At 33.7% G+C, this 25,793-nt stretch carries 21 protein-coding genes; 1 reads left to right on the plus strand and 20 read right to left on the minus strand.

Annotation, left to right across the window (positions count from 1 at the left end; all coding sequences use genetic code 11):
- Positions 1 to 21 precede the first annotated feature (21 nt).
- Genes hemG through hemE form a run of 3 tightly spaced genes read right to left on the minus strand, consistent with a single transcriptional unit; the run spans position 22 to position 3,484 of the window.
- Positions 22 to 1,479 (minus strand): protoporphyrinogen oxidase, encoded by a 1,458-nt coding sequence (hemG, locus tag ERL59_RS07485; protein WP_160645581.1) that lies wholly within the window; start codon positions 1,477 to 1,479, stop codon positions 22 to 24.
- Positions 1,480 to 1,484: 5 nt separating this feature from the next.
- On the minus strand, positions 1,485 to 2,420 hold the full coding sequence (gene hemH, locus ERL59_RS07490) for a ferrochelatase (RefSeq protein ID WP_160645582.1): 936 nt from the start codon (positions 2,418 to 2,420) through the stop codon (positions 1,485 to 1,487).
- The gene (gene hemE, locus ERL59_RS07495; RefSeq protein WP_160645583.1) at positions 2,417 to 3,484 is read right to left on the minus strand and encodes a uroporphyrinogen decarboxylase; all 1,068 of its coding nucleotides are present in this window, start codon (positions 3,482 to 3,484) and stop codon (positions 2,417 to 2,419) included. The genes hemH and hemE overlap by 4 nt, the downstream gene beginning before the upstream one ends.
- Before the next feature lie 172 nt (positions 3,485 to 3,656).
- Between hemE and ERL59_RS07500 the strand changes: the two genes are divergently transcribed.
- Positions 3,657 to 3,824 (plus strand): hypothetical protein, encoded by a 168-nt coding sequence (locus tag ERL59_RS07500; protein WP_160645584.1) that lies wholly within the window; start codon positions 3,657 to 3,659, stop codon positions 3,822 to 3,824.
- 145 nt (positions 3,825 to 3,969) lie between these two features.
- On the opposite strand, the gene hemL is transcribed toward ERL59_RS07500, so the two are convergent.
- From hemL to clpP, 17 genes are all read right to left on the minus strand, one after another.
- Positions 3,970 to 5,262 (minus strand): glutamate-1-semialdehyde 2,1-aminomutase, encoded by a 1,293-nt coding sequence (gene hemL / locus ERL59_RS07505; RefSeq protein ID WP_160645585.1) that lies wholly within the window; start codon positions 5,260 to 5,262, stop codon positions 3,970 to 3,972.
- A 62-nt stretch (positions 5,263 to 5,324) separates the two neighbouring features.
- Positions 5,325 to 6,326, minus strand: a complete 1,002-nt coding sequence (hemB, locus tag ERL59_RS07510; RefSeq protein ID WP_160645586.1) for a porphobilinogen synthase — start codon at positions 6,324 to 6,326, stop codon at positions 5,325 to 5,327.
- A 101-nt stretch (positions 6,327 to 6,427) separates the two neighbouring features.
- Positions 6,428 to 7,954, minus strand: a complete 1,527-nt coding sequence (cobA, locus tag ERL59_RS07515; RefSeq protein WP_160645587.1) for a uroporphyrinogen-III C-methyltransferase — start codon at positions 7,952 to 7,954, stop codon at positions 6,428 to 6,430.
- Positions 7,951 to 8,895 carry a hydroxymethylbilane synthase gene (gene hemC, locus ERL59_RS07520; RefSeq protein ID WP_160645588.1) on the minus strand — a complete coding sequence of 315 codons (945 nt, stop codon included), beginning with the start codon at positions 8,893 to 8,895 and terminating at the stop codon, positions 7,951 to 7,953. The genes cobA and hemC overlap by 4 nt, the downstream gene beginning before the upstream one ends.
- Before the next feature lie 28 nt (positions 8,896 to 8,923).
- A complete protein-coding gene (locus ERL59_RS07525; RefSeq protein ID WP_160645589.1) occupies positions 8,924 to 9,589 on the minus strand; it encodes a precorrin-2 dehydrogenase/sirohydrochlorin ferrochelatase family protein in 666 nt (221 codons plus the stop codon).
- A 6-nt stretch (positions 9,590 to 9,595) separates the two neighbouring features.
- Positions 9,596 to 10,426 carry a cytochrome c biogenesis protein CcsA gene (gene ccsA / locus ERL59_RS07530; protein ID WP_160645590.1) on the minus strand — a complete coding sequence of 277 codons (831 nt, stop codon included), beginning with the start codon at positions 10,424 to 10,426 and terminating at the stop codon, positions 9,596 to 9,598.
- Between the two features lie 24 nt (positions 10,427 to 10,450).
- Positions 10,451 to 11,839 carry a glutamyl-tRNA reductase gene (gene hemA / locus ERL59_RS07535; protein WP_160645591.1) on the minus strand — a complete coding sequence of 463 codons (1,389 nt, stop codon included), beginning with the start codon at positions 11,837 to 11,839 and terminating at the stop codon, positions 10,451 to 10,453.
- Between the two features lie 181 nt (positions 11,840 to 12,020).
- The gene (locus ERL59_RS07540) at positions 12,021 to 12,545 is read right to left on the minus strand and encodes a hypothetical protein (protein WP_160645592.1); all 525 of its coding nucleotides are present in this window, start codon (positions 12,543 to 12,545) and stop codon (positions 12,021 to 12,023) included.
- 293 nt (positions 12,546 to 12,838) lie between these two features.
- On the minus strand, positions 12,839 to 13,243 hold the full coding sequence (gene speD, locus ERL59_RS07545) for an adenosylmethionine decarboxylase (protein WP_160645593.1): 405 nt from the start codon (positions 13,241 to 13,243) through the stop codon (positions 12,839 to 12,841).
- A 225-nt stretch (positions 13,244 to 13,468) separates the two neighbouring features.
- A complete protein-coding gene (locus ERL59_RS07550) occupies positions 13,469 to 14,062 on the minus strand; it encodes a TetR/AcrR family transcriptional regulator (protein WP_235929828.1) in 594 nt (197 codons plus the stop codon).
- A gap of 105 nt (positions 14,063 to 14,167) precedes the next feature.
- Positions 14,168 to 17,179: an efflux RND transporter permease subunit gene (locus ERL59_RS07555; protein WP_160645594.1), complete on the minus strand. Its 3,012-nt coding sequence runs from the start codon at positions 17,177 to 17,179 to the stop codon at positions 14,168 to 14,170.
- Between the two features lie 82 nt (positions 17,180 to 17,261).
- Positions 17,262 to 17,852, minus strand: coding sequence for a ribosome biogenesis GTP-binding protein YihA/YsxC (yihA, locus tag ERL59_RS07560; protein WP_160645595.1), 591 nt, complete (start codon positions 17,850 to 17,852; stop codon positions 17,262 to 17,264).
- 124 nt (positions 17,853 to 17,976) lie between these two features.
- A complete protein-coding gene (lon, locus tag ERL59_RS07565) occupies positions 17,977 to 20,301 on the minus strand; it encodes an endopeptidase La (RefSeq protein WP_160645596.1) in 2,325 nt (774 codons plus the stop codon).
- 150 nt (positions 20,302 to 20,451) lie between these two features.
- On the minus strand, positions 20,452 to 22,164 hold the full coding sequence (gene lonB / locus ERL59_RS07570) for an ATP-dependent protease LonB (RefSeq protein ID WP_160645597.1): 1,713 nt from the start codon (positions 22,162 to 22,164) through the stop codon (positions 20,452 to 20,454).
- Between the two features lie 385 nt (positions 22,165 to 22,549).
- Positions 22,550 to 23,671: a flavodoxin-dependent (E)-4-hydroxy-3-methylbut-2-enyl-diphosphate synthase gene (gene ispG, locus ERL59_RS07575; protein ID WP_160645598.1), complete on the minus strand. Its 1,122-nt coding sequence runs from the start codon at positions 23,669 to 23,671 to the stop codon at positions 22,550 to 22,552.
- 97 nt (positions 23,672 to 23,768) lie between these two features.
- Positions 23,769 to 25,025 carry an ATP-dependent protease ATP-binding subunit ClpX gene (gene clpX / locus ERL59_RS07580; protein WP_160645599.1) on the minus strand — a complete coding sequence of 419 codons (1,257 nt, stop codon included), beginning with the start codon at positions 25,023 to 25,025 and terminating at the stop codon, positions 23,769 to 23,771.
- A 4-nt stretch (positions 25,026 to 25,029) separates the two neighbouring features.
- A complete protein-coding gene (gene clpP, locus ERL59_RS07585) occupies positions 25,030 to 25,626 on the minus strand; it encodes an ATP-dependent Clp endopeptidase proteolytic subunit ClpP (RefSeq protein ID WP_160645600.1) in 597 nt (198 codons plus the stop codon).
- Positions 25,627 to 25,793: the final 167 nt, after the last annotated feature.

Consider the following 25,793-nt stretch of genomic DNA (forward strand, 5'->3'; position numbering starts at 1 on the left):
AAAGTTGGAGGTTTTTTTAGTTCATTGAACAAATTGTAATACTTGTTCTGCTGTTTTTTCTCCCTGTCCGACACAATCTGGAATGCCAACTCCTTCATAACCCGCTCCAGTTAAAAAGATACCTGGATAATGTTCTGTACATTGTTTTCTTGCATTGCCAATGATATTTAAATGCTCAATTGGATATTGAGGCATAGAGTGATATAAACGAGTCACTTTATGGAATATTGGTGTTGCCTTAATTCCCATTAAATATTCAATCTCTTTTTGTACCTTTTCTATAATCTGTTTATCATCGAGTTGTTTCCAAGCCTCTTCACCAGATCTACCCACATAACACCTAAGTAATATTTTCCCCTTTGGAGCAGTGTGCAACCATTTCGATGATGTCCAAGTACAAGCAGTTATGAATCTACCTTCCTTTCGAGGGATAACAAACCCTGAACCGTCCATATCATGATTTATATCCTTTTTATCAAAGGCCATAATTACATTAGCAACTGATGCATATTTAATTTTTTTCAATTGCTGCACTTGATTTAAATCTGTAAATAGGTCCGCAGATAAATGAGGTGGGATGGCTAGTACAATAATATCTGATTCAATCATTTCCCCATTTGACAAAGTAATTTCATAAATATTCGTTTCATCTAGATCATGATTAGAATCAAGTTTCTTAATTTTTGTTACAGACTGTTCTGTTATTACTTTCACATTCCTCAGTTCCTCTACAAGTGCATCTACTAGTGTATTTAATCCTTTTTTATAAGTGAGAAACATACTATTTTGAGCTATTTTCGGTAATGGCATAGCAGATGCTCCATTTGCGGGTGTCTGCTTTCTGCTATTGACCATTCCCAAAATTAAACTACGGTATTTTTGTTCAATACCTCGAAATTGTGGAAAAGTAGCTTTTAAGCTCAGCTTATTTGGATTCCCCGCATAAATACCAGATAATAATGGTTCTGCAATATTCTCAGCTACTTGTTTACCTAGCCTCCGTGAAAGAAAACCACCTAAAGTCTCATCACTTGAACTAGATCTACGAGGAAGAAACAGATCCATTCCCGCTCTTAATTTTCCAGGAAAAGAAATTAGACCCGTTTTCATAAATGGAGCCATTTTTGTTGGAATTCCTAAAATTAGCCCAGGTGGCATAAGGTGAAATTTACCTTTATGAAGAATATAATTTTTCTTTGCCTTTGGGTTTGTTGCTGTTAATTGATCCTCAATACCTAATTCTCGTGAAATCTTTATGATTGGAAATTTTCGAGCTAAAAAAGAATCGGGGCCTCTTTCAATCACAAACTCATCACGTAACCATGTTTGAATTTTTCCACCTAATCTATTATCTTTCTCAACTATAGTTATTTCTATCGGTATTCCCTGCTCTGAAAACTTCTTCTTCATATAAAATGCAGTGCTTAAACCTGATATTCCTCCACCAACAATGGTAACCTTTTTAGGAGTTTTCTCCATTATGATCAATCCTTATCTAGTTTGGCTATAACAACTTCTGCTACCGTTTCCATATATCTTGGATCTGTATTTAAAGACTCTGTACGCTCTAAATGCATTCCTAACTTACGTGCAACCTGCTGACACTCGATATCTATATCATAAAGAATTTCTAGATGGTCTGACACAAAACCAATCGGACATATTAGGACATGTTGTACATTTTCTTGACTATGAATATGATTTAATACGTCTAATATATCAGGTCCTAACCACGGCATCGCAGTCTGACCTGCACTCTGCCATGCGAAATCCCAGTTTGTAATGCCTGTCTTTTGTGCAATTTTTTTAGAAGTTTCCATCAATTGTTCTGGATATGGATCATTTATTTCTAATATTTTCTCAGGTAAACTATGAGCACTGAATAAAATCTTTACCTCATTTTTATCTACACCTTCAAACTTTTGTAAAGCTGTATTTACTCTTTCACTTAAAACTTCAATTAATTTGGGATACAAATGATAACTTTTAACAAAGTTAATGCTTAAATCAAGCTCTTCTGCTTTTTCCTTTGCACGTTTTATATAACTACCTACACTCATTGTTGAATAGTGGGGGGCTAATACAACACCAATAGCCTTTGTTATCCCATCTCCAACCATTTTTTCTACTCCATCTTCTATAAAAGGTTTAGCATGCTTCAAACCTTGGTAACATACAAACTCATATTCTGATCCTTGTTCATTTAAAGTCTTTTCTATCTCTTCTACTTGACGGTCTGTATTTTTACGAAGAGGGAAAAATCCTCCTACAATGGCATCGTAACGATTGACTAAATCCTGTAATTGTTCTGGTTCAGGTGGTCTTCCTCTGCGAATATGAGTGTAATACGCTTCAATTTGATCCATACTTTCTGGTGTTCCATAAGACATCACCAATACACCAATTTTTTGTTTCGTCATCTTACTCCACTACCCTTCTGCAATTTGCTAATTGCTGCATGAGAGTATTCATGTATAAACTGCGTTAATTCCTTTAACTTATCTATAGATGCCTCCGGAAATAGACCATGACCTAGGTTAAAAATAAAACCTGGTTGCTCAATCCCTTGATCAATAATTTCCATTGCATAATCTTGAATGACTGGCATCGGTGCTGTTAATACTAATGGATCTAAGTTACCTTGTACTGCATACTGATGATTTAATCTATTACGTCCTTCTTCGATAGAGACACGCCAGTCCAAACCAATGACATCTACTTTTAAATTAGTTAATGAAGGCAATAATTCACCTGAGCTAACTCCTGGAAAATAAATTTTGGGCTGATCATAATCTTCTAACTCATTAAAGATACGTTCAATAGTTGGCAGCACAAATCTTTCAAAATCTTTAGGAGCTAAAGCTCCTACCCAACTATCAAATAACTGAATTGCATTGGCCCCTGCCGCAAAGTGAGCTTTTAAATAAGTGATGATCATATCACCCAACTTGTCCATCAACATGAACCAAATCTCAGGCTCACTATACATCAATTCTTTTGTTCGAATATAATTTTTAGACGGTCTTCCTTCAATGATATAACTTGCAATGGTAAAAGGTGCTCCTGCAAAAGTAATTAATGGTTTCGTTAATTCACGATCTAAAATTTTTATAGTGTCTATAACATGTGATAAATCCTTCTCAACATCTATCGGTTTTAATTTTAATACATCTTCTTTGGATCTAATTGGATTATCAATGACTGGACCAATATTTTTTACGATATCAAAGTCAATCCCAATCGATGCGACTGGATTCATAATATCCGAGTAAAGAATAGCTGCATCTACACCTAATTTTTTGACAGGCATCATCGTCACTTCAGCTGCTAACTCAGGCTGTTCACATATTTCTAACAACGTAAACTTCTCTTTTATTTTTCTATATTCAGGGTCATATCTTCCTGCTTGTCTCATATACCAAACAGGAATTGTATCTATCTCTTGTTTAAGACATGCTTGTATAAACCGATCTTGAAAGCTCATTATGTAAATTCCCTCTTTCAGAAAATATCCTACTCATCATTATGCCCTTTTTTTGCTTTTGCCACAACCGATAAAATTCATTTATATCTTACAATAGTATGACAAAACCATTCCATAAAATGAAAAATTATATTAAAACAAATTTAAAAAGAAGATGTTAGTAGATTCTGAATTGATAACTGATCTGGAATGTGTTTGTATCGAAAATTCAACTACAAGTAAATTTAAAATTGTAAATACAAGTCTTGTAGTAGGAACTGTTACAGGAGAAGGAGTTGAAACAATAAGTTCATCAACCACAGGAATCACTACAAGAAGAGCACCAACTTTTGACTTCTGAAAAGAAATAGATAAATAAAATATATGAAGAAACAAGTTGATATATCCTTGCTCATTTAATTGGATAAGAATTAAATCCATATAAAAAGCTGGGGAACCCCAGGTAGGAATCACCAGCTTTTTTTATAATTAATTCAAACTTTATATCATAAACCCTTTAATGCCTCACGATGAGCTTCAATCGTTGTTTCAATGTCTTCATCCGTATGTGCTAACGAAACAAACATTCCTTCAAATTGAGATGGTGCAACGGAGACTCCTAAGTCTAACATGTTCCCAAAATATTTCGTAAATCGTTTTAAATCAGAGGAACTTGCCGTTTCGTAATTCGTTACTTTTTGACCTGTAAAAAATGGACAAACCATAGAGCCAATTCGATTCATCGTGCTTTCGATTCCAACCTCTTCTGCATTTTTCAACAAACCTGCTTCTAATTTCGCAGACTTTTCTTCTAATTGTTCATAAATACCAGGTTCACCTAAAAGCTTCAAAGTAGTGTAACCTGCCACCATAGCTAAAGGATTTCCTGATAAAGTACCCGCCTGATAAATTGGACCGGTTGGTGCCATCTGCTTCATAATTTCTCTTTTACCACCGTAAGCACCTACTGGTAAACCCCCTCCAATCACTTTGCCTAAACAAGTCAAATCTGGTGTAACTCCAAATCGCCCTTGTGCACAATTTATATCAACACGAAAACCCGTCATCACTTCATCAAAAATCAATATGCTGCCATATTGCGTTGTAATTTCACGAAGTCCTTCTAGGAACCCTGGTAGAGGAGGAACAACTCCCATATTTCCTGCAATCGGTTCAACAATAACACCTGCAATATCTTCACCAAATTTCTCAAATGCTAGTTTTACAGAATCCATGTCGTTATAAGGTACAGTTAATGTATTTTGAGCAACAGATTCTGGAACCCCAGGACTATCAGGCAAACCTAAGGTTGCTACACCAGAGCCCGCTTTAATTAACAAAGAATCTGCATGTCCATGATAACAGCCTTCAAACTTTAGAATTTTATTTCGTTTTGTATAACCTCTAGCTAATCTCAAAGCACTCATTGTTGCTTCAGTACCAGAATTAACCATACGAACGATTTCAATGGAAGGTACACGTTCACATACAAGCTGTGCCATTCTAGTTTCAATTTCCGTTGGTGCACCAAAACTTGTCCCTTTTTCAGCGAAAAGCTTTATAGCTTCGATCACTTCAGGATGAGCATGACCTAAAATTAACGGTCCCCAAGATGCAATATAATCTATATACTCATTGCCATCGATATCAATCACTCTAGAACCTTTTGCTTTATCTATGTAAATTGGTGTTAATCCTACAGATTTAAAGGCACGAACAGGACTGTTTACCCCTCCTGGTATATGCTGCTTTGCCAATTCAAAAGCATTTTTAGACTTCTTATCGATTCTTTGATTCATCTCAAATATCTCCACACTTTCCTAACTTTAAAATTGTTTAATTTCAATATTATAAATACATGTTATACTGAATCAGCACGTAACCATTTGGCTGCATCCTTTGCAAAGTAGGTTATAATCATATCGGCTCCTGCTCGTTTAAAACCTACTAGTAACTCCATCGCAACTGCTTTTTCATCAATCCACCCTTTTTCAGCTGCTGCTTTAATCATAGAATATTCGGCACTAACATTGTAAGCTGCGATTGGAAGATCAAAGTTTTGTTTCAATGTATGTATAATATCCATATACGCCATCCCTGGTTTGACCATCAATATATCAGCACCTTCTATCACATCGCATTCTGCTTCACGGATGCCTTCTCTAGCATTAGCAGGATCCATTTGATAAGTTTTACGATCTCCAAACTGTGGTGAGGAGTGAGCAGCATCCCTGAAAGGACCATAAAAAGCTGAGGAATATTTGACTGCATAAGACATAATAGGAATGTGTTCAAATCCTGATTCATCTAATCCAGATCTAATTGCGGTGACAAAACCATCCATCATATTAGAAGGAGCAATGACATCAGCTCCTGCCTTTGCCTGAGATATAGCTGTTTTTACAAGTAACGCTAAGGAAGAATCATTTTCAATCACTGCTTCTTTTCCATTATCGGATTTTTTAACAATTCCACAATGACCGTGATCCGTATATTGACACAAACATGTATCTGCCATTACTAATAAGTTCGGATTGATCTGTTTTACTAAACGAGTTGCCTTCTGAGCGATACCTTGATCATCATAGGCTTGTGTTCCAACATCATCCTTTTTGTTTGGAACCCCAAATAAGATAATAGATTGAAGACCTAACTCTGTGATTTCTTTAATTTCTGTTTCCAATTGATCTAATGAAAAATGGAACACACCAGGCATTGAAGGAATTTCATTTTTGATTGCTTCACCTTCTGTAACAAAAATCGGATAAATTAAATCATGCACATTTACATGATTTTCCTTAACTAAATTACGTATCGCCTGGTTGTTTCTTAATCTTCTTTGTCTTACTGTTGGAAATGCCAAGCTTACTTCCTCCTTCATTTACTCATTTACTCCCACCCGTAAATCATCAATAAAAATTATACTGTAGAAATTTACTCTTGTGAGTGATTTTTTGCGTACTTTTATATTTCTTTAATCGCATCAATCAATGATTCAATTGTAGCTTCATCTGATACTTTTGATATATTAAATCCAAATTCCTTTGCAGTTTTTGCTGTAATAGGTCCAATACAAACAATGTGTATGCCAGTTAAATATTGTTTTGCATTATAACCACTTTTTTCAAGAATAGCTACTAGATTACGAACAGTTGAAGAACTAGTAAAAGTAATAATATGAAGTCTATTTTTATCTATATAAGTCAATACCTCTTCGAGCCCATGATCACAAATTACATTTTCATATACATCCACTTCTGTTACGCTTAATCCAAGTTTCCTTAATTTTTCAGGTAAATATTCACGTGCAATATCAGCTCTTGGAAGTAAAACATGCTGTCCTTTTTCTAATTCTGGTAAAATTTCTTCTAACAATCCCTCACCTTGGAATTGCTTTGGTATAGAGGCTACAACTAGCCCACGTTCTTCAAGAGCATTTGCTGTTTTGGGACCAACAGCAGCTATACGTGCATTTTGCATCGTACGAATATCAATACGTAAATCTCTTAATCGCTTAAAGAAATATTCAACCCCGTTTACACTGGTAAAAATGATCCATTGATATGCATTTAATTTTAGTAAGGCTTCATCTAATTCATTTAATACTTGTTCATCTGTTGGTTGTTTTAATTCGATGACTGGAAATTCAACAGCTTCTCCTCCTAAGTCATCAATTTGATCAGCTAATTCACTTGCTTGTGATCGTGCTCTAGTTACCAGTACTCTTTTCCCAAATAATGGTTTATTTTCAAACCACTTTAGTTTTTCCCTTAGTTTAATAACTTCACCTACTAAAATAACAGCTGGAGGCTTGAACTTTTCTATTTCTACTTGATCAACAATGGTTTCTAAAGTGCCAATTAAAGTTCTTTGCTCTACTCTTGTACCCCATCTAATTAGTGCGACTGGAGTTTGTGGAGATTTTCCATGTTTTATTAATTGATCACGAAGGTGACCTATCTTCGTTACTCCCATTAAAAAAAGAATTGTTTCAGTCGCTGTCGAAATTTTCTCCCAATTAATTGTAGAATCTATTTTTTCTGGCCTCTCATGTCCTGTTACAACTGCAAAAGAAGAATTAAAATCACGATGTGTTATTGGAATCCCCGCATAGGAAGGAGCAGCAATTGCAGAAGTAATTCCTGGAACAATTTCAAATTCAATATTATGGTCAACAAGCAAAGATGCCTCCTCACCTACACGACCAAAAATATTGGGATCACCGCCTTTTAAACGTGTTACAACTTTACCTTGTAAAGCTAAATCAACTAATAGCCGATTAATGGCCTCCTGATCCATCGTATGCTGATTTGGTAATTTACCAGCGTATATTTTTTCTGTTCCGGGTTTTGCATAAGTTAGTAAACGTGGACTGGCTAATCTATCGTACACAATAGCATCTGCTTTTTTGATGGATTCCAAACCCTTCACTGTAATTAATTTTGGATCACCAGGTCCTGCTCCAACTAAGTAAACTTTCCCCTTTGTCAATTCTCTCCCCTCACTTCATCTAATATTCGGTCCGCACCCCTATCAATTAATCTCTGTGCCAATTGGACTCCTAATTTCTCAGGGTCATTACCAACAATTTTATCTTTGATGACGGTTTCTCCATCTGGTGAACCGACCAGACCAAATAATTGTATGTCTGCAGTATCCTCATCTTTTTGTAAAATTCCATGTGCAGCAACAGGAATTTCACAACTTCCATTTAAAGTAGCTAGAAAAGCTCTTTCCGCTTGAACTGTTTTAGCTGTTTTCTCATCATTATAAAGTGATAATAATTTCATAATAAACTCATCATCATCCCTGCATTCTATTCCTAATGCCCCTTGACCTACAGCAGGAATACAAAGCTCTGTTGAGATATACTCAGTTATCTTATCCTGCCATCCCACTCTATTAAGACCAGCAGTAGCAAGTACAATTGCATCATATTCACCATCGTTTAATTTATTTATTCTTGTCCCAATATTTCCACGGATGAATTTAATTTGAAAATCAGGCCGATAATTTTTAATTTGACTTGCACGTCTTAAACTACTCGTTCCTATGACTGCTCCTTTTGGAAGATCAAACAATGAATTATATTCTTGAGATACGATGCAATCTCTTACATCTTCTCTTTTTGGAACTGCACCGATCATCAAACCTTCTGGTAAGTCAGAAGGCATGTCCTTCATACTATGTACTGCAATATCAATTTCTCCATCTAACATTGCTTGCTCGATTTCTTTGACAAAAAGCCCTTTTCCACCTACTTTGGAAAGAGTAACATCTAGAATTTTATCCCCTTTTGTAACAATTTTTTTGATTTCAAATTGAGCTTGAATATTATGAATTTGACATATTTCTTTTAAGGCCTCTATTACATGATTGGTTTGTGTAAGTGCTAATTGACTTTGTCTTGACCCTACAATGATTGTTCTCATGATTATACTCCTTTATCCTTATCCCTAGTTAACAATTGATATTTCCATTATATTTATAATCAGGATCCTTTAATCTTTTATATAATTCTTTCTGAAAACTGTGAAATTTCCCTATACGTATCAAGCGAAGTATATCTAAATCCATGATCTCCTTATAAAGAGCTTGTCTTTGTTTTGTATCATGAATTGTTTTTTTTACAAACGAACGAAATTCTCCTAAAAAATCTAGATAAATCTCATAATCATCCCCATACTGTTTCTCTAAATCTTTCTTGATTGTTCTAGCAACAATAGGACTAGCGCCAGAAGTAGAAACTGCAATTTGTAACTTCCCTCTTTTAAAGCTTGCGGGGAAAATAAAATCACTGTAGTCAGGTCGATCCACTATACTCACGAGTATGTTTCGTTTTTTTGCATCTTCATAAACTTGTAAATTAACTTGGCTTTGGTCTGTAGCAGCAATGATTAAAAAAGGCTTTCCTATTTGAGATACATCATAGTTTTTTTTATATATTTGAAGTTTCCCTTCGTTGTGCCAATGTTTAATTTGAACTGTCACTTTAGGACTAATCACTTTAATATTAGCCATTGCATCCATTAATGAACTGATTTTTCTTTCCGCTATCTTCCCTCCACCAACAACTAAACATTCTTTTTGTTTTACATTGATCATAATGGGCATAACATCATACACAGCTCTTCACATCCAAATCCATATATGAAAATCAGATAAGTAGTTAGATACTATAAAATTAATCAATAGCAATACAAACGCAATAACATTCCAGAAAGCTAATTTATTTCCTGTTGTGTGTTTTTTTAACTTTTTAAATAAGTAAAAAATATACGCTACTAATACTAATAATGAATTCATGACTTTTAAATCCAATAAATATAATAAATGATCAGTTAACACCATCCAAATTATGCTTAAGATAATAGATAATAACAATAATGGCAATCCAATCATAACAGAAAGAAACGCAAACTTATCTATCTTTTCAAGGCTTGGCAACTTCTTTAAATAATTAGACCATTTCTTTTCTTTCAACATCCGAAAAAGCATTAGATATAAACATGACAAAATAAAGGAAACTAAAAAAAAAGCATAACTGCTTATGGCTAGTGTAATATGGATAAATAACAACTCATCATGAATCTCCCAGTTTCGTAAAGTTGGTATGGCAGAAGAATCGCTAAAAAAACTTAAAGCCATAATGGTAAAGGCAGCTACATTAACTGTAAATACGAATAAATCATGCTTTAATATAAAATTTAGCATTAATGATATCGTTACAACAACCCAAGAGAAAAAAAACAACGTTTCAAACATCGTTAATATTGGAAAATATGAATTGTCTATCATTCTTAATATAAAAAAATTGGATTGCAAAATCCAAACGATAATAAGCAACCCTGTACCAATCCATTTTGCTTTCCGATTTTTATAAATTGTATCAGAGAACGAAAATAACAGGCTCAGGGTATATAAATATATAATAATATCATAAACAAAAGTTTTTGATTCCATGGCAGCCTCCTAGATTCATTTTGTCTAAGGTCGAGCTGCTAGTTTATGATTGTATAAAGGTAATATTTTGGCCTTTTCTTCAGCCGCTTTTTGTTTCTTCTCTTCTAGATGGTTTAATCTTACGAGTTCTTTGTTTTCTTCAAGTTTCTCCTCAAGAGCAAATAAATGAGAAAACAATTGAATTGCCGCATCTCCTTTACGATCTCCAGCCATCTCTTTAATACGTTGAATGGGATCGTGAAGAACCTGATTTGCAATGCTTTTAGATAGTTTGCGAATAACCTTAATCTCTCGTTCATCTAAATCAGGAAGCTTATTCAATAAACTTTCCATCGTTTCCGCATGAATATCTGCCGCTTTCTCTTGCAAAGCTTGAATTACAGGACCAAGTCCTAACGTATTGTACCAATTTTCAAAGGCTATGATTTCTTGGGCAATCATGATTTCAATTTTTTCTGCTTCATGTTTTCTTTGTTCAACGTTATTTTGTACGATGCCTTCCAAATCATCAATATCATACAAAAATACATTAGGAATATCAATGATATCAGGATCTAAATCACGAGGAACAGCTATATCAATCATGAATAATGGACTTGATGTTTTTCGATTATGCATCAAGCTTTCAACCTGACCCTTATTTAAAATTAAGTCAGATGACCCTGTGGAACTAATAATAATATTTGTTTCAGAAATATATTTATGGAAACCATCAAAAGAACAAGCTATACCATTAAACTGCTCAGCTAGTTTTTTAGCATTTGAGATGGTTCGATTTACAACAATGACTTTTTTAGCACCATTTGCATGAATATGTTTAACTGTTAATTCACTCATCTTGCCTGCTCCGATGATCATCACTGTTTTATTACGAAAATCACCAAAGATTTGTTTTCCTAATTCTACTGCTGCATAACTTACGGAAACAGCATTTTCACCAATTGTAGTTTCAGAATGAGCCCTTTTTGCCATCGTGATCCCTTGTTTAAATAAATGATTGAATAATGTTCCTGTAGTTTTCTCTGATTGTGCTAATAAAAATGCATCTTTCACTTGTCCTAATATTTGAGTTTCACCTATGATCATTGAATCTAATCCACAAGTTACTTTGAACAAGTGCTCTATTGCACCTTCGTCTTCGTAAACATATAAATGTTTAGCAAATTCTTCTCGAGAAACTCCGAACCAATTTTGCATAAAACTTCTTATATAATGACCACACAAATGTAAACGATCTACTACAGCATAAATCTCTGTCCGATTGCAAGTTGCTACCATAACACATTCCAGTATGCTTTTTGTATTTTTCAACATTCTTAAAGCAATGGGAGTCTGTTCCTCTGATATTGAGAACTTTTCTCTGATATCTACTGGGGCTGTACGATAGTTTAATCCAACTACTACAATGTGCATGTGCTCACCTGCCTTCATAAATAATTACATAACTCCATTATTATAACATATTTAGACAACCTACTTCTTAAAAAACATGTGAAAAATTGAACAATTTAAAACAAATAACGTTAATTCTTATAGTATATCCATATTAAATGACTTCCGTAAGGGCTTTTGTTCTATTATGACCAATAACAGTTTACTCTAACAATATTTTTCTTAAATATCCTGAAACTGCTTCATCTAATTGCATTAACTTGTCATTCTGTGAAGAAATGATTTTTCCATCTTCTGAAAGTAAAGTCTCATAAACTTGAACAATTTCTATGAAAGCTTTATTCAACTCTTGAAAAACCGCTACCTCTTCTTGTTTCAATAAACGATCGCCCCCAAGTTGCAAACGGATAATATATTGCATAATATCTAAATAGCTATTCATGTTAGTTAACTTGGAATCACCATAGGCAAGAACTAAATGCTGATGAGAATAATCAGAAGTGTAAGCAAATTGTTTAAGTACGTTTAATTGTCCAGTATTACTAGCATTCATTGAGTCATAAATTAAGTTATTTAACAATTCAATTTGAAATAATGAAACTTGATATAACAAGATATTACTGTCTTTCTCACTTTTTTTAGCAAAATATAAATCAACCAATTGATAAATCGGCCATGCTACTAAAAGTACAATAATAATAAATATCAACATCTGTCTATTCCGCATTTCATTTCCCCCCATTTTAAACAATCTTTTAAATAAAAGGGTTAAAAAGTTCCGTTTTCAGCACCAAGAAGGTTGTATGAACCCGTAAGAAGGAAGCGCGGAGTGTAGATGCCTGCTACATGAGCACTGGACTTCAAGGGTTTGTACAAGATTATGTAGAGTTTCTTCTATGAATTACTTCGTGATGGTAGGGGACTTTTTAAACAACCTCTATATATTGATGTTTATGGGGGTTGGGTAAAACAAATAACCATGGATTTTTCCATGGTTATTATCCATTTATATTTTTAATTTTAACAAGTCGTAACTTGCGCATTTTTTATGTTTGGAGATTCTACACCTAATTCTCCTAAACCTCGAATAATCTTTTTTGAGTGTACCTGTTCAGGGTTTAATTTAGAAACCAAATAGTTGATGGCTTTTTCAGGATCAACCGTCACACCACAAGTATAACAATCAATAGCAGCAAATTGTTTTTCAGGATAAGTGTGAATGGAAATGTGACTTTCCGATAACATGACTAAGACCGTAACCCCTTGAGGGTCGAATTGTTTTTCCTGTACAGATAATACAGTTGCACCACATTCTTCAGCCGCTTGTACCATATGTTCTTTTAAAAATTCAACATTATTTAATAAATCTACTTCTACTCCCCAAGTATCTATAACAACGTGTCTTCCGAAAGTTGAGTATTCCATCTTTCGGTCCTCCTTCCTAGGAATAAAATATTTTGAATTTCATCCGCTAGGACCTACGCCATTCACTTTCCGAGGGTAACAATATCCTACCATCGTTTCAATGTCTGAGTGAATCCTGGTTCCTATTTTGAGAATTTCAACGAATCTAAAAATAACATCTATTGGGTAGAATTGCAATACTTTTTTACAACTTTTTTAAAATGGTAAAAAATGAGCAGTGTTTCTTCACTCTTTATTATTATATCCATTCATAAACAACTTTACTGCAAAACTGACTCTTTGACTTAGATCTTCCATTGTGAAGTCTTTAGAAAACAAAATGTCCATTTTATAATTTTCAAGAATACCAATAAACGCTTTTGCATGTAATTTTGCTTCAATTATCGATTCAACATCCAATATTTCTGAAACTAAATTTACATAATTCTCAATATGCTCAAACATTAATTGCATGAATTCGGGGTCGTTATTTAACCCTTGAAAAAAAATTCTCGTATGATTTCTCATACTATAAAAATATGTTAAATGATGTTTAGCAATAATGTTTAACTTATTTTCAAATGAATCTGTTTTACTCAACTCATCTGTTAACTCAATAAGAAATACATTGAAATTTCTTCTTGTTATCTCTTTAAACAGTTCTTCTTTACTTGAGAAGTACAGATAAACGGTTCCTTTAGCTATACCTGCATGTTCAGCGATTTCAGAAATCTTAGTTTCGTAAAAACCTTTGGTTGAGAATAAATAAAATGCTGAATCTAAAATCATATTTCTTTTCTGTTCTGAAGAAAATGCTGTCATAAAATCACCTTGTATCATAATTAAGAACTCACTTTAAAAACAAAAATTAAAATAAAAGGATTGACTCCGCCAATCCTTTTTTTAATATAACATATTCATGGAGATAAAAGATATTTTAAAATTTTACTGTTCATGTTTATATGTTTTATAAAAAGCTAAAACATAAATAATAGGCAAGAATACTAGAGTAAAGAATGTAGACGTTGTTAGCCCTCCTATAACTACAACAGCTAAACCTTTAGAAATTAATCCCCCGCCAGGAGTTGTAAAAGCTAATGGCATTAATGCTGCAATGGTTGCAAAGGCAGTCATCAGTATAGGACGTATTCTTGTTTTTCCAGCCTCAATAACAGATGCTCTTATAGATAAACCACTAGCACGATTTTGATTAATACGATCAACAAGAACAATCGCATTTGTAACCACAATACCAACTAACATAAGAAATCCAATCATTGCACTCATAGACAGCGGTTCTTTCGTTATATATAATCCAACTATCGCCCCAATAGGAACAAACAATATTGAAGTTAATATGACAAAAGGAAGACGTGCCTTCCCAAAAAACACAAGCATTGTGATATATACTAATCCGATTGCAATAACAATAGCTACAACTATATCTATGAGTACTTCTATTGTTTCATCATTACCTCCACCAACATTTACAGTTACTCCTTCTGGAAACTTCAGCTGCTCTACAGCAGATTTAACTTCTTTAGTAGCAGTGGAAATATTATTACCTGTAGCCAGTGCAGAAACTTTTGCATAAATTTGTCCATCTAATTTTTGAATTGAAGTGACTACATCATCTTCAGTTATATCTGCTATGTCCTTTAATTGCACAGGACCACGTGAAGAGAAAAATGTAATATTACCAAGTTCATCTACCCCTGATACAGGTTGGCCATATTGTATTTTTATTTCTTGTTCTTGTCCATCAAGCTCATACGCCCCCACATCAACAGGACGAGTTTGATCACTAATTGCAGCCAAAACCATAAAAGAAGATAATTGGTATTCACTTAATTTGCTTTCATCTAAATTCACAGATATTTGTTGTTGTTTTTCACTCATATTATTTTTTACATACTTAACATCATTTCGTTTTAACATCATTTCTTCTACTTGTTTAGAAGCAGACAACAAATTACTAATATCATCTGAAAATAAATTCACATCCACATTGTTTTGTGTAGGTGGACCTCCAGCTTGCAACTCTTGTACACTCACCGTTGAATTTTCCTCATTCGTTAATACGATGTCTTCCAATATGATTTTCACATCTTTTATAGCATCATCTACATCCATATTTTCTGCAAGTTCAATATAGTATTGTGCCCGATTCACTAAGCTAGTACCCGTCATGTAGTCATAATTTCCAATGGATACAAACACATTGGGGTATTTATCCTGATTTTCCTTTAATTTATTTTCAACTGCTAATGATACTTCATTTGTTCTTTCAATAACAGAGGATGGTGGCAAGTTGATTTCTGCTACTAACATTTTCTCTTTCTCATTTGGTAAAAATACAAATCCAAGCTTAGGTACAAATAAAAAGGAACCCATCAACAACAATAATGAAATTGTAATGACAAAAATCTTTTTATTCAATGCAAATTCTAACAACTTCTCATACCAGCGAACATAAAAAGGTTCTTTATTATTTTCTTTCAAAGTGATAAAAGAATAATTGGCTAGAACAGGGATTAAAGTGACTGCAACCACTAGTGATGCAAGTAAAGAAACTACTACCGCTACTGCAAATGGCATAAAAAATGCTCCCGTAATTCCCCCAACTAATCCCAAAGGCATAAAAACTACAATGGAGGCTAATGTTGAGGAAATAATTGGACTAATCATCTCGCGTGTTCCTGAAATCGTTAGTTGAAACCGATCTTTTTCTGGTTCAAGCCTCCTCTTTCGATATATGTTCTCAATAACAATGATACTATCATCAACTACACGACCAACAGCAACGGCTAGACCTGCAAGACTCATTGTATTTAATGTGTAATTAAACCATTTCAAAAAGATCACACCAACCAATAAAGATAAAGGAATTGAAACCACTGCTATAATTGTTGCTCTAATATTTCTTAAAAAAATAAGAACTGCGATAGATGCAAATACAGCACCCCAAATCCCTTTGCTGATTAGTTCTGAGATGGATAATTTAATTTCTTTTGATTGATCAAAAACGATAGCATAATCAATTTTATCGTTGTAGCTATTTATAACTTTGAAAAATTGATCAGATACTTCAACTGTGTTTGCATCCTGCTTTTTATTAATTAATAAAGATATGCTGCTTTTTAAATTATATCTAGAAAGCTCATCTAATCTTTCCACTTCTTTAAGGCTTGCAATATCACCTAATAATATTGTTTCTTCTGTAATAGGTGAAGTTAATTGAATTTGATTGAGATCATTCATAGTCTCAATTTTCTGATCAATTCGAACGGGTACAACGACAGAATCACTTTGTATAGTTCCTGCCGGGAAGGAAAAAAATGAGTTTTGAATTTTTTCTTTAATCTGGTTTAAACTAATGCCTTGTGTTTTAGCTAAATTCTTATCTACAACTACTTCTAAAAATTCCTTTGGAATAGCAGATATTGCAACACTTTTTACTCCATTAACATTTAATAGCTCTGGTTTAAGAACATTGAGAGTCCAATCCGTAATATCTTCATCCTCTTTTGGAAATAATGCAAGGTTTACAACTGGAAGGGAACCAAATGAAAATAAATCAACATTCGTCACAGCTTCTTCTGGGAGTTGAATTTCTCTTATTAATTCATTTACATCCTGAATTGTATCATCCATATCCGTTCCAATTGGAAAAGTTAACTGTATGCGTGATAAACTTTCCATAGATTGGCTTGTCATTTTTTCTAAATTGGATAAAGAATCTAATTGTTCTTCTAAAACCCCCGTTACATACTCATCCACATCTTCCGAAGATGCTCCAGGATATATTGTTGTAATCGATAATTCAGGAAATTCAATGTCTGGTAGCAAATCTGATTTTAAAGATAGGAAAGATAAAATACCTCCTCCAACTAGCAAAAGACAAATGATAATAATTGCTGCTGGATTTTTTAAACTAAATTGAGTTAAAAGTTTCATAATATTTGCACCTCTGTATAATTTTATAAATTGACTGACCAACCAGTCATTTTATTATAAAATTAACCAAATCATATGTCAATTATGATTTGGCAATTTGATTTTGAATAAGTCCCCATAATTCATCTTTTCCCAATCCTTCTTCAGATGAAAATAATAAGATTGGATCTTCTTTTTCAAGGTGCAACGTATCTTTTATAACTTTTAAATGTTTATTTCGTTTATTTTTTGAAATTTTATCAGCTTTTGTAGTAATGACTATACGAGGAATTTGTTCATATACTAACCATTCATACATGGCTTGATCATCTTTAGTAGGTGGATGACGAAGATCAATAATTTGTAAAACAACTTTTAATTGTTCTCTCTCTAACAAATATCGTTCGATCATTTCTCCCCATTCTTGTCTTCTTGACTTCGAAACTTTAGCATAACCATAACCTGGAAGATCAACAAAATATAAATCAGTATTAATGCGATAATAATTTAAAGTTTGTGTTTTACCTGGCTGAGAGCTTGTTCTTGCCAGATTTTTGCGATTAATCATTTTATTAATTAGAGATGATTTCCCTACATTTGAACGACCAGCAAGTGCAATTTCAGGTAATCCATCATTAGGATATTGATCTGGACCTACTGCACTAATAATAAATTCTGCCTGATTTACTTTCACATTAACATACCTACACTTTCTATAAAAGTGAACCTAACCAGGTTCTTTATACAGTCTATTTACAAGAAAAACTGAATAAGTGATTACTCATTTAACTGAGTAATCACTTAAGGTATACTCTAAATTATTGGATTAATGTTTGCTCTAAAACTGTATCCATATGTGAAACTGGTATAAATTCTATATCCTGTTTCACTGTTTCTGGCAGCTCATTAAGATCCTTCTCGTTTTCTTCAGGAAATAGTACTTTTTTAATCCCAGCCCGGTGAGCTGCTAAGGCTTTTTCCTTTAATCCTCCTATTGGAAGAACTCTTCCCCTTAACGTAATTTCTCCTGTCATCGCAACTTCTTTAGATACAGGGACATCTGATAAAGCAGATATTAAAGCCGATGCAATGGTAATTCCTGCTGAAGGTCCATCTTTTGGAATAGCACCTTCTGGAATATGAATATGAATATCATACTTATCATGAAAATCAGGCTCTAAATTCAGCTCTTTTGCTTTAGATCGTGTATAACTAAAAGCTGCTTGCGCAGATTCTTTCATTACATCTCCAAGTTTACCCGTTAATGTTAACTTACCATTTCCAGGCATAACTGTCACTTCAATGGTTAAAGTATCTCCTCCCACCTCCGTCCATGCTAATCCAGTAACTGCCCCAATCTGATTTTCTTTTTCAGCTAAGCTATATCTATACTTACTAGGTCCTAAGTATTTTTCCACATCTTTAGTAGATACGGTTACTTGTTTAGATTCATCTGTTGATACAACTTCCTTAACTACTTTACGACAAAGCGAAGCGATTTGTTGTTCTAAGTTCCTTACACCTGCTTCACGAGTATACTCTTGAATAATCGATAATATCATTTTATCATCTACAACTAACTGGTCATCAGTTAATCCATGTTCTTTTCTCTGTTTAGGAAGTAAATATTTCTTTGCAATTTCTAATTTTTCAATTTCTGTATAACCTGATATATATAACATTTCCATACGATCCAATAAAGGACGTGGAATGTTATGAACTGCATTCGCTGTTGTAATAAACATGACATTAGATAAATCAAATGGTTGTTCAATAAAATGATCACTAAAAGTGCTGTTTTGCTCAGGATCTAAAACTTCTAACAATGCAGATCCAGGGTCGCCACGAAAATCCATAGACATCTTATCGATTTCATCTAATAAAAAAACGGGGTTGTTTGTTCCAGCATTTTTCAAACCTTGTATAATCCGACCTGGCATAGCACCTACATAGGTTCGTCTATGACCACGGATCTCTGCTTCATCTCTAACCCCACCTAATGAGATACGTACAAATTCACGTCCTAATGTTCTAGCGATGGACCTCCCTAAAGAAGTTTTCCCTACTCCTGGTGGACCAACTAGACAAAGTATAGGTCCTTTTATTTTTTTAACCAATTTCTGTACAGCTAAATATTCCAGTACTCGTTCTTTTGGTTTTTCAAGACCATAATGGTCTTCATCTAAGATTTTTTCAGCATGAGTGATGTCTAAATCATCTTCCGTTTGTTTGCTCCATGGTAAAGCAATCATCCAATCTATATAATTACGAATAACTCCACCTTCTGCAGATGTAGAAGGCATTTTTTCCAAACGTTCTATTTCTCTTTCAATTTTTTCTTTAATTTTTTCAGGTACTTCTATTTTAGCAAGTTGAGCTCGAAGCTCTTCCACTTCTCCTGCTCTGCCTTCTTTATCGCCTAATTCCTTTTGAATAGCTTTCATCTGCTCCCGCAAATAATATTCTTTCTGTGTTTTCTCCATCTGTTTCTTGACACGTTTATTAATTTGTTTTTCTAATTCAAGGACTTCACGTTCGTCATTTAAGATATTCAAGACTTTTTCCAATCTTTCATGAACATCCAACGTTTCAAGTATCTTCTGTTTATCTTTAATTTTTAAAGATAAGTGACTAGAAATAACATCTGCCAATCTTCCTGGTTCATTAATATCAGAAACAGATGCCAGGGTTTCAGGTGTAACTTTTTTTGACAAGGAGATATAGTTCTCAAATTGTTTCAATACACTTCTCATCAATGCATTGTTCTCTGAGTTATCTGATAATACATCAAATAAATCTTTAGCGTATACTTCATAAAATTCATCATTATCAATATATTCTACAATTTCACAACGATTTAACGCTTCCACTAGCACCCTGATCGTTCCGTTAGGAAGCTTCAGCATTTGTCTTACTTTTGCTTTGGTACCAATTTTATAAATATCATCTTCAGTTGGTGCTTCAATACTCACCTCAGATTGAGAACAAAGCAGAATCAAGTTGTTTTCTACCATCGCTCTTTCAAGGGCTTTAACTGACTTTTCTCTACCAACATCAAGATGCAATACCATACTTGGATAAACAAGTAATCCACGTAAAGGTAATAATGGCAAGCGATCTTCTCTTGTTTTATTTAGACTCATCTCTAGTACCCCCAAAGATTCTTTCCTATAGCTGTATATTATTTTATCAAATGCTTAATTAAAAAACCAATTTCTAACTGATCTCGCCCATATTTTCAATATATTTGCAATTTTATTTATATATTGATACATTCTATGTGACATAAAAGACTATTGTTCTAATGTAGGTGTACCTGGTTGAAAAACTGGAAGCACTTTAACTTCTATGTCTTCATTGTCTATTTTTTGTTGTTTAGATTGGTCATTATATTCAACACCAAGTGAATATTTAAGCACCTGTTCTATGGTCTCCATGGGAATAACTTCAATTCCTTTTATTGAAAAAAATGAATCTTGCCAATTTTCTTTCGGAATAAATACTTTTTTGGCACCTGCTTGAATTGCTGCTTCTACTTTAGCTACAACTCCTCCAACAGGTTTTACTTTTCCATGAATGCTCACTTCACCAGTCATAGCCATTTTATTATCTACAGGAATGTTATTTACTGCAGATGTAATGGCTGTAGCAATAGTAACACCTGCTGATGGTCCATCCATAGGAATGCCACCTGGAAAATTAATGTGAATGTCATAATCATCAGCATTAATCCCAACCCGCCTTAATACAGTGAGTACGTTTTCTAAGGAACTTTTAACCATGCTTTTACGACGAATTTTTTTGCCGCCACCGCCCATTTCTTCCTCATCTACAACACCAGTTATCGTAAATTTACCTTTACTAGGTATTTTAGTTTGTGTTGCCGTTGCTTCAATTTCTAATAAACATCCTATATTTGAACCAAAAACTGCAAGGCCATTCACTAATCCTACTTTAGGCTGACTCGGAATTTTATTATCTGGACGTGGTTGTATATTACTGCTATTAATTACCCATTCAACATCTTCAGCTGTTATTTTCTTTCTTTGATCTGTCATGGAAATCCCAGCTGCCATCTGTACAATATTTACTGCCTCTCGCCCATTCGTAGCGTATTTACTTATCACATCAATTGCTTTATCTTCACAAGGCATTCCAATTTTTTTAACTGCATTGGCCGCAATAGTAGCAGTTTCTTTAGGTAAAAGTGGTTTGAAAAACACCTCTATACAGCGGGATCTAATAGCAGGAGGTATTTCTTCAGGAGTTCTGGTTGTCGCTCCAACTAATCTAAAGTCAGCAGGTAATCCATTTTGAAATATATCATGGATAAATTGTGGAATATTTTTATCATCTGCACTATAATACGAACTTTCTAAAAACACTTTTCGATCTTCAAGAACTTTTAATAGTTTATTCATTTGAACAGAGTGCAGCTCTCCAATTTCATCTATAAATAATATACCTCCATGAGCTTTAGTCACAGCACCAGGTTTAGGCTGGGGGATACCTGCAACACCCATTGCTCCTGCTCCTTGATATATTGGGTCATGCACAGAACCAATTAAAGGATCTGCAATTCCCCTTTCATCAAAACGAGCAATCGTTGCATCTATTTCAGTAAATTTTGAATCTTTATAAAAAGGTGAAAATATATTTTTCTTTGCTTCTTCTAAAACAACCCTAGCAGCAGCTGTTTTCCCTACTCCTGGAGGACCATATATAATTACATGTTGTGGATTAGGTCCACATAAACTAGCTTTTAATGCTCTTAGTCCTTCTTTTTGTCCTATAATATCTTCCAAGGTAATAGGTCTAGCTTTTTCAGCTAAAGGTTGGGTTAAATGTATAGATCTCAATTTATGTAATTTTTCCATTTCTCTTTTGGATTCTTTATCAACAGCTGATTTACTGTTTTGTTGACTTCTTAATTGATTCCAAAAATACAATCCAATGACTACAGCAAAAAAACCTTGAATAATCATTAACACGACCATAAAACTCATAATGGATTCTACCTCCTTTTTTCTTCTAACTACAAGCTAGTATTACCATGCATAACCTAACTTCATACGCAAACCCATAGAAAAGTCGAAAACAAAAAAGACTCCTAACTAATAGTTAGGAGTCTTCGACGGTGATTTTTTGAAATCATTTCCAATATATAACGAGGAGAAACTTTTATCATATTTGAGTATAATAAAATTTAACCTTTGTCAAAGCTTTTGGCTTATTCCAATGGTAGATATTTCTTCTACATCGAATCAGAAAGAATCACTTTGGCTGATTCGTTGAATTGGTTGTCCAACGGAACCACACCTCTCTTTCACCGTCAAAAGTATTATGGCTCGATTGAAATATAAATATTCACTGGTTTATATGGAATATGTTTCAACGCACTTCTTCACTATTTGAATTGTTTGAGCGCCCTGGGATTTCCCCAGTTTTTTCAAAACTTTCTACAATCACATCAATTTCTTTTTTCAATTCATTTACTAACTCAGCCTCTGGTACCTTACGGATCATTTCTCCATACCTAAATAACATTCCTTCACCTCTCGCACCTGCGATACCGATATCTGCTTCTCGTGCTTCTCCTGGTCCATTTACAGCGCAACCTAATACTGAAACTTTAATTGGTACCTTTACATTTTGAATGTATTCTTCCACTTCATTAGCAATCGAGAATAAATCAATATCAAGTCTTCCACAAGTTGGACATGAAACAAGTGTTGCCGCGTTTGATATCAAACCAAATGATTTTAATAATTCCCTTGCCACTTTTACTTCTTCAACTGGATCTGCACTTAAAGAAATGCGCATAGTAGAACCTAACCCTTTATCTAACATTGCACCTAAACCTGCTGCACTTTTGATTGTTCCAGCATGTAAGGTACCTGCCTCTGTTATCCCTAAGTGTAATGGATAATTAAATTTTTCTGAAAACTTAGTATAAGCTTCTATAGCCATGGGTACATCTGATGCTTTTAAAGATACAATAATGTCTTTAAAATCAAGTTCTTCTAAAATCCGAATATGAAATTCAGCACTTTCAACCATAGCATCAGGTGTTGGATATCCATATTTATCTAATAAATGATTTTCAAGTGAACCTGCATTTACACCAATACGAATAGGTATACCACGCTCTTTACATGCTTTAACTACAGCTTCAACTTTTTCTCTCTTCCCAATATTTCCAGGGTTAATTCTAACTTTATCAATTCCATTCTCTATAGCGGCAAGAGCTAACCTGTAATCAAAATGAATATCTGCAACTAATGGAATATTAATTTGTTTTTTAATTTCTTTAATTGCATCCGCAGCTTCTTGATTGTTAACTGTGACTCTAACCAATTGGCATCCGGCTTCTTCCAATCGATGAATTTCAGCAACAGTTGCTTTTACATCTGCTGTTTTTGTTGTACACATACTTTGAATAATTAACTCATTATTTCCACCAATCGTTAAATCCCCAACCTTAACAGGTATCGTCTCATCCCTTAAAAACATAACCGTCTCTCCCATGAAATACAACTACCTATCTCAATACATCTATTTATAAACCAGAAAGTAGTGAGATAGGTAATTTAGATTTTATGAATTTATTTTATGCACTTTCTTCTTTGCTTTTGTTATCTTTTAACAACTGAGGAGCTACATTATTCTTAATAACATCCTCTTTGATAATGCATTTTTTAATATCTGTTTTGGATGGAACCTCATACATTACATCCAACATTACACCTTCTATAATAGCTCTTAAACCTCTGGCACCTGTATTCCTTTTAATGGCTTCTTTGGCTATTTCACTTAGGGCATTATCTTCAAACTCAAGCTCTACACCATCAATTTCAAGTAATTTTTGATATTGTTTTACTAACGAATTTTTAGGTTCCTTAAGAATGCGAACTAATGCGGTTTCATCTAGTTTATTTAATGAAGAAATCACAGGTAAACGTCCAACAAATTCAGGAATTAAACCATATTTTAATAAATCCTCCGGTAAAATTAATGACAAGAAATCTTCATCTTTATTCAAGTTATTCTTACCATTGTCATTATTATTAAAACCAATCACTTTTTTACCAAGTCTTCTCTTAATAATGGGTTCAATTCCATCAAAAGCGCCACCACAAATAAATAAAATATTTGTTGTGTCTATTTGAATGAATTCTTGATGGGGATGTTTACGCCCTCCTTGTGGTGGTACAGATGCAGTTGTTCCTTCTAAAATTTTTAAAAGTGCTTGCTGTACACCTTCACCTGAAACATCTCTTGTAATAGATGGATTTTCAGATTTTCTTGCAACCTTATCAATTTCATCAATGTATATGATTCCTTTTTCAGCCTTTTCAACATCGTAATCAGCCGCTTGAATCAATTTTAATAATATGTTCTCAACATCTTCCCCTACATAACCAGCCTCTGTTAAAGAAGTTGCATCCGCTATAGCAAATGGGACATTTAGAATTTTTGCCAATGTCTGAGCTAAAAGTGTTTTTCCACTACCTGTAGGTCCAATTAATGCAATATTACTTTTTTGTAGTTCGACATCTTCAGCTTTATTTTTAGAGTTGATGCGTTTGTAATGATTATAAACTGCTACGGACAATGATTTTTTTGCATGTTCTTGACCGATTACATAATCATTTAAGATACCAAAAATCTCTTGAGGTTTTGGTATTTCTTGAACTTCTAACTCTTCTTCAGTCCCTAATTCTTCTTCAACGATTTCAGTACATAAATCTATACATTCATCACAAATATATACACCTGGACCAGCAACTAACTTTCTTACTTGTTCTTGTGATTTCCCACAGAAAGAACATTTTAATTGACCTTTTTCATCGTTAAACTTAAACATTCCATCACTCCTTTATAAAATCGGTACGAGTGATAACTTCATCAATTAACCCATATTCCTTTGATTCGTCAGCACTCATAAAGAAATCCCTATCAGTATCTCTCTCTATTTTACTTATAGGTTGTCCTGTTCTCTCTACATATATTTGATTTAACTTTTTCTTTGTACGAATGATCCAATCGGCATGAATTTTAATATCAGTTGCTTGACCTCTTACACCACCAAGAGGTTGATGTATCATGACTTCGCTATTGGGTAATGCAAAACGTTTTCCTTCAGCTCCTGCTGTAAGTAATAATGATCCCATACTTGCAGCCAATCCAACACAAATCGTTGAAACATCTGGTTTTATAAATTGCATAGTATCAAAAATTCCCATTCCTGCAGTAACAGAGCCTCCAGGTGAATTAATATACAAATGTATATCTTTATCTGGGTCATCCGCAGCTAAAAATAACATTTGCGCTATGACAATGTTTGCCACATTATCATCAATTGCACTGCCTAAAAAAATAATTCGATCCTTTAGTAATCGTGAATATATATCATAAGATCTCTCTCCACGATTCGTTTGCTCAACTACTATAGGTACAAGATTCATGCATACATCTCCTTTTATCTATACAAAATGAATCTTAAAATGAATTTGTTACAATTTAATTCATTTTAATTATTTTATCATGTTATGACTGTGATGTCATATTGAAACTAATCTTATAAGATTTTCCTTAATGGTAAAAAATAAGGCACTCGCTAATATAGCTGTGC

Origin of the sequence: Chengkuizengella marina, assembly GCF_009910845.1 — a bacterium.
Classification (GTDB): Bacteria; Bacillota; Bacilli; order Paenibacillales; family KCTC-33759; genus Chengkuizengella; species Chengkuizengella marina.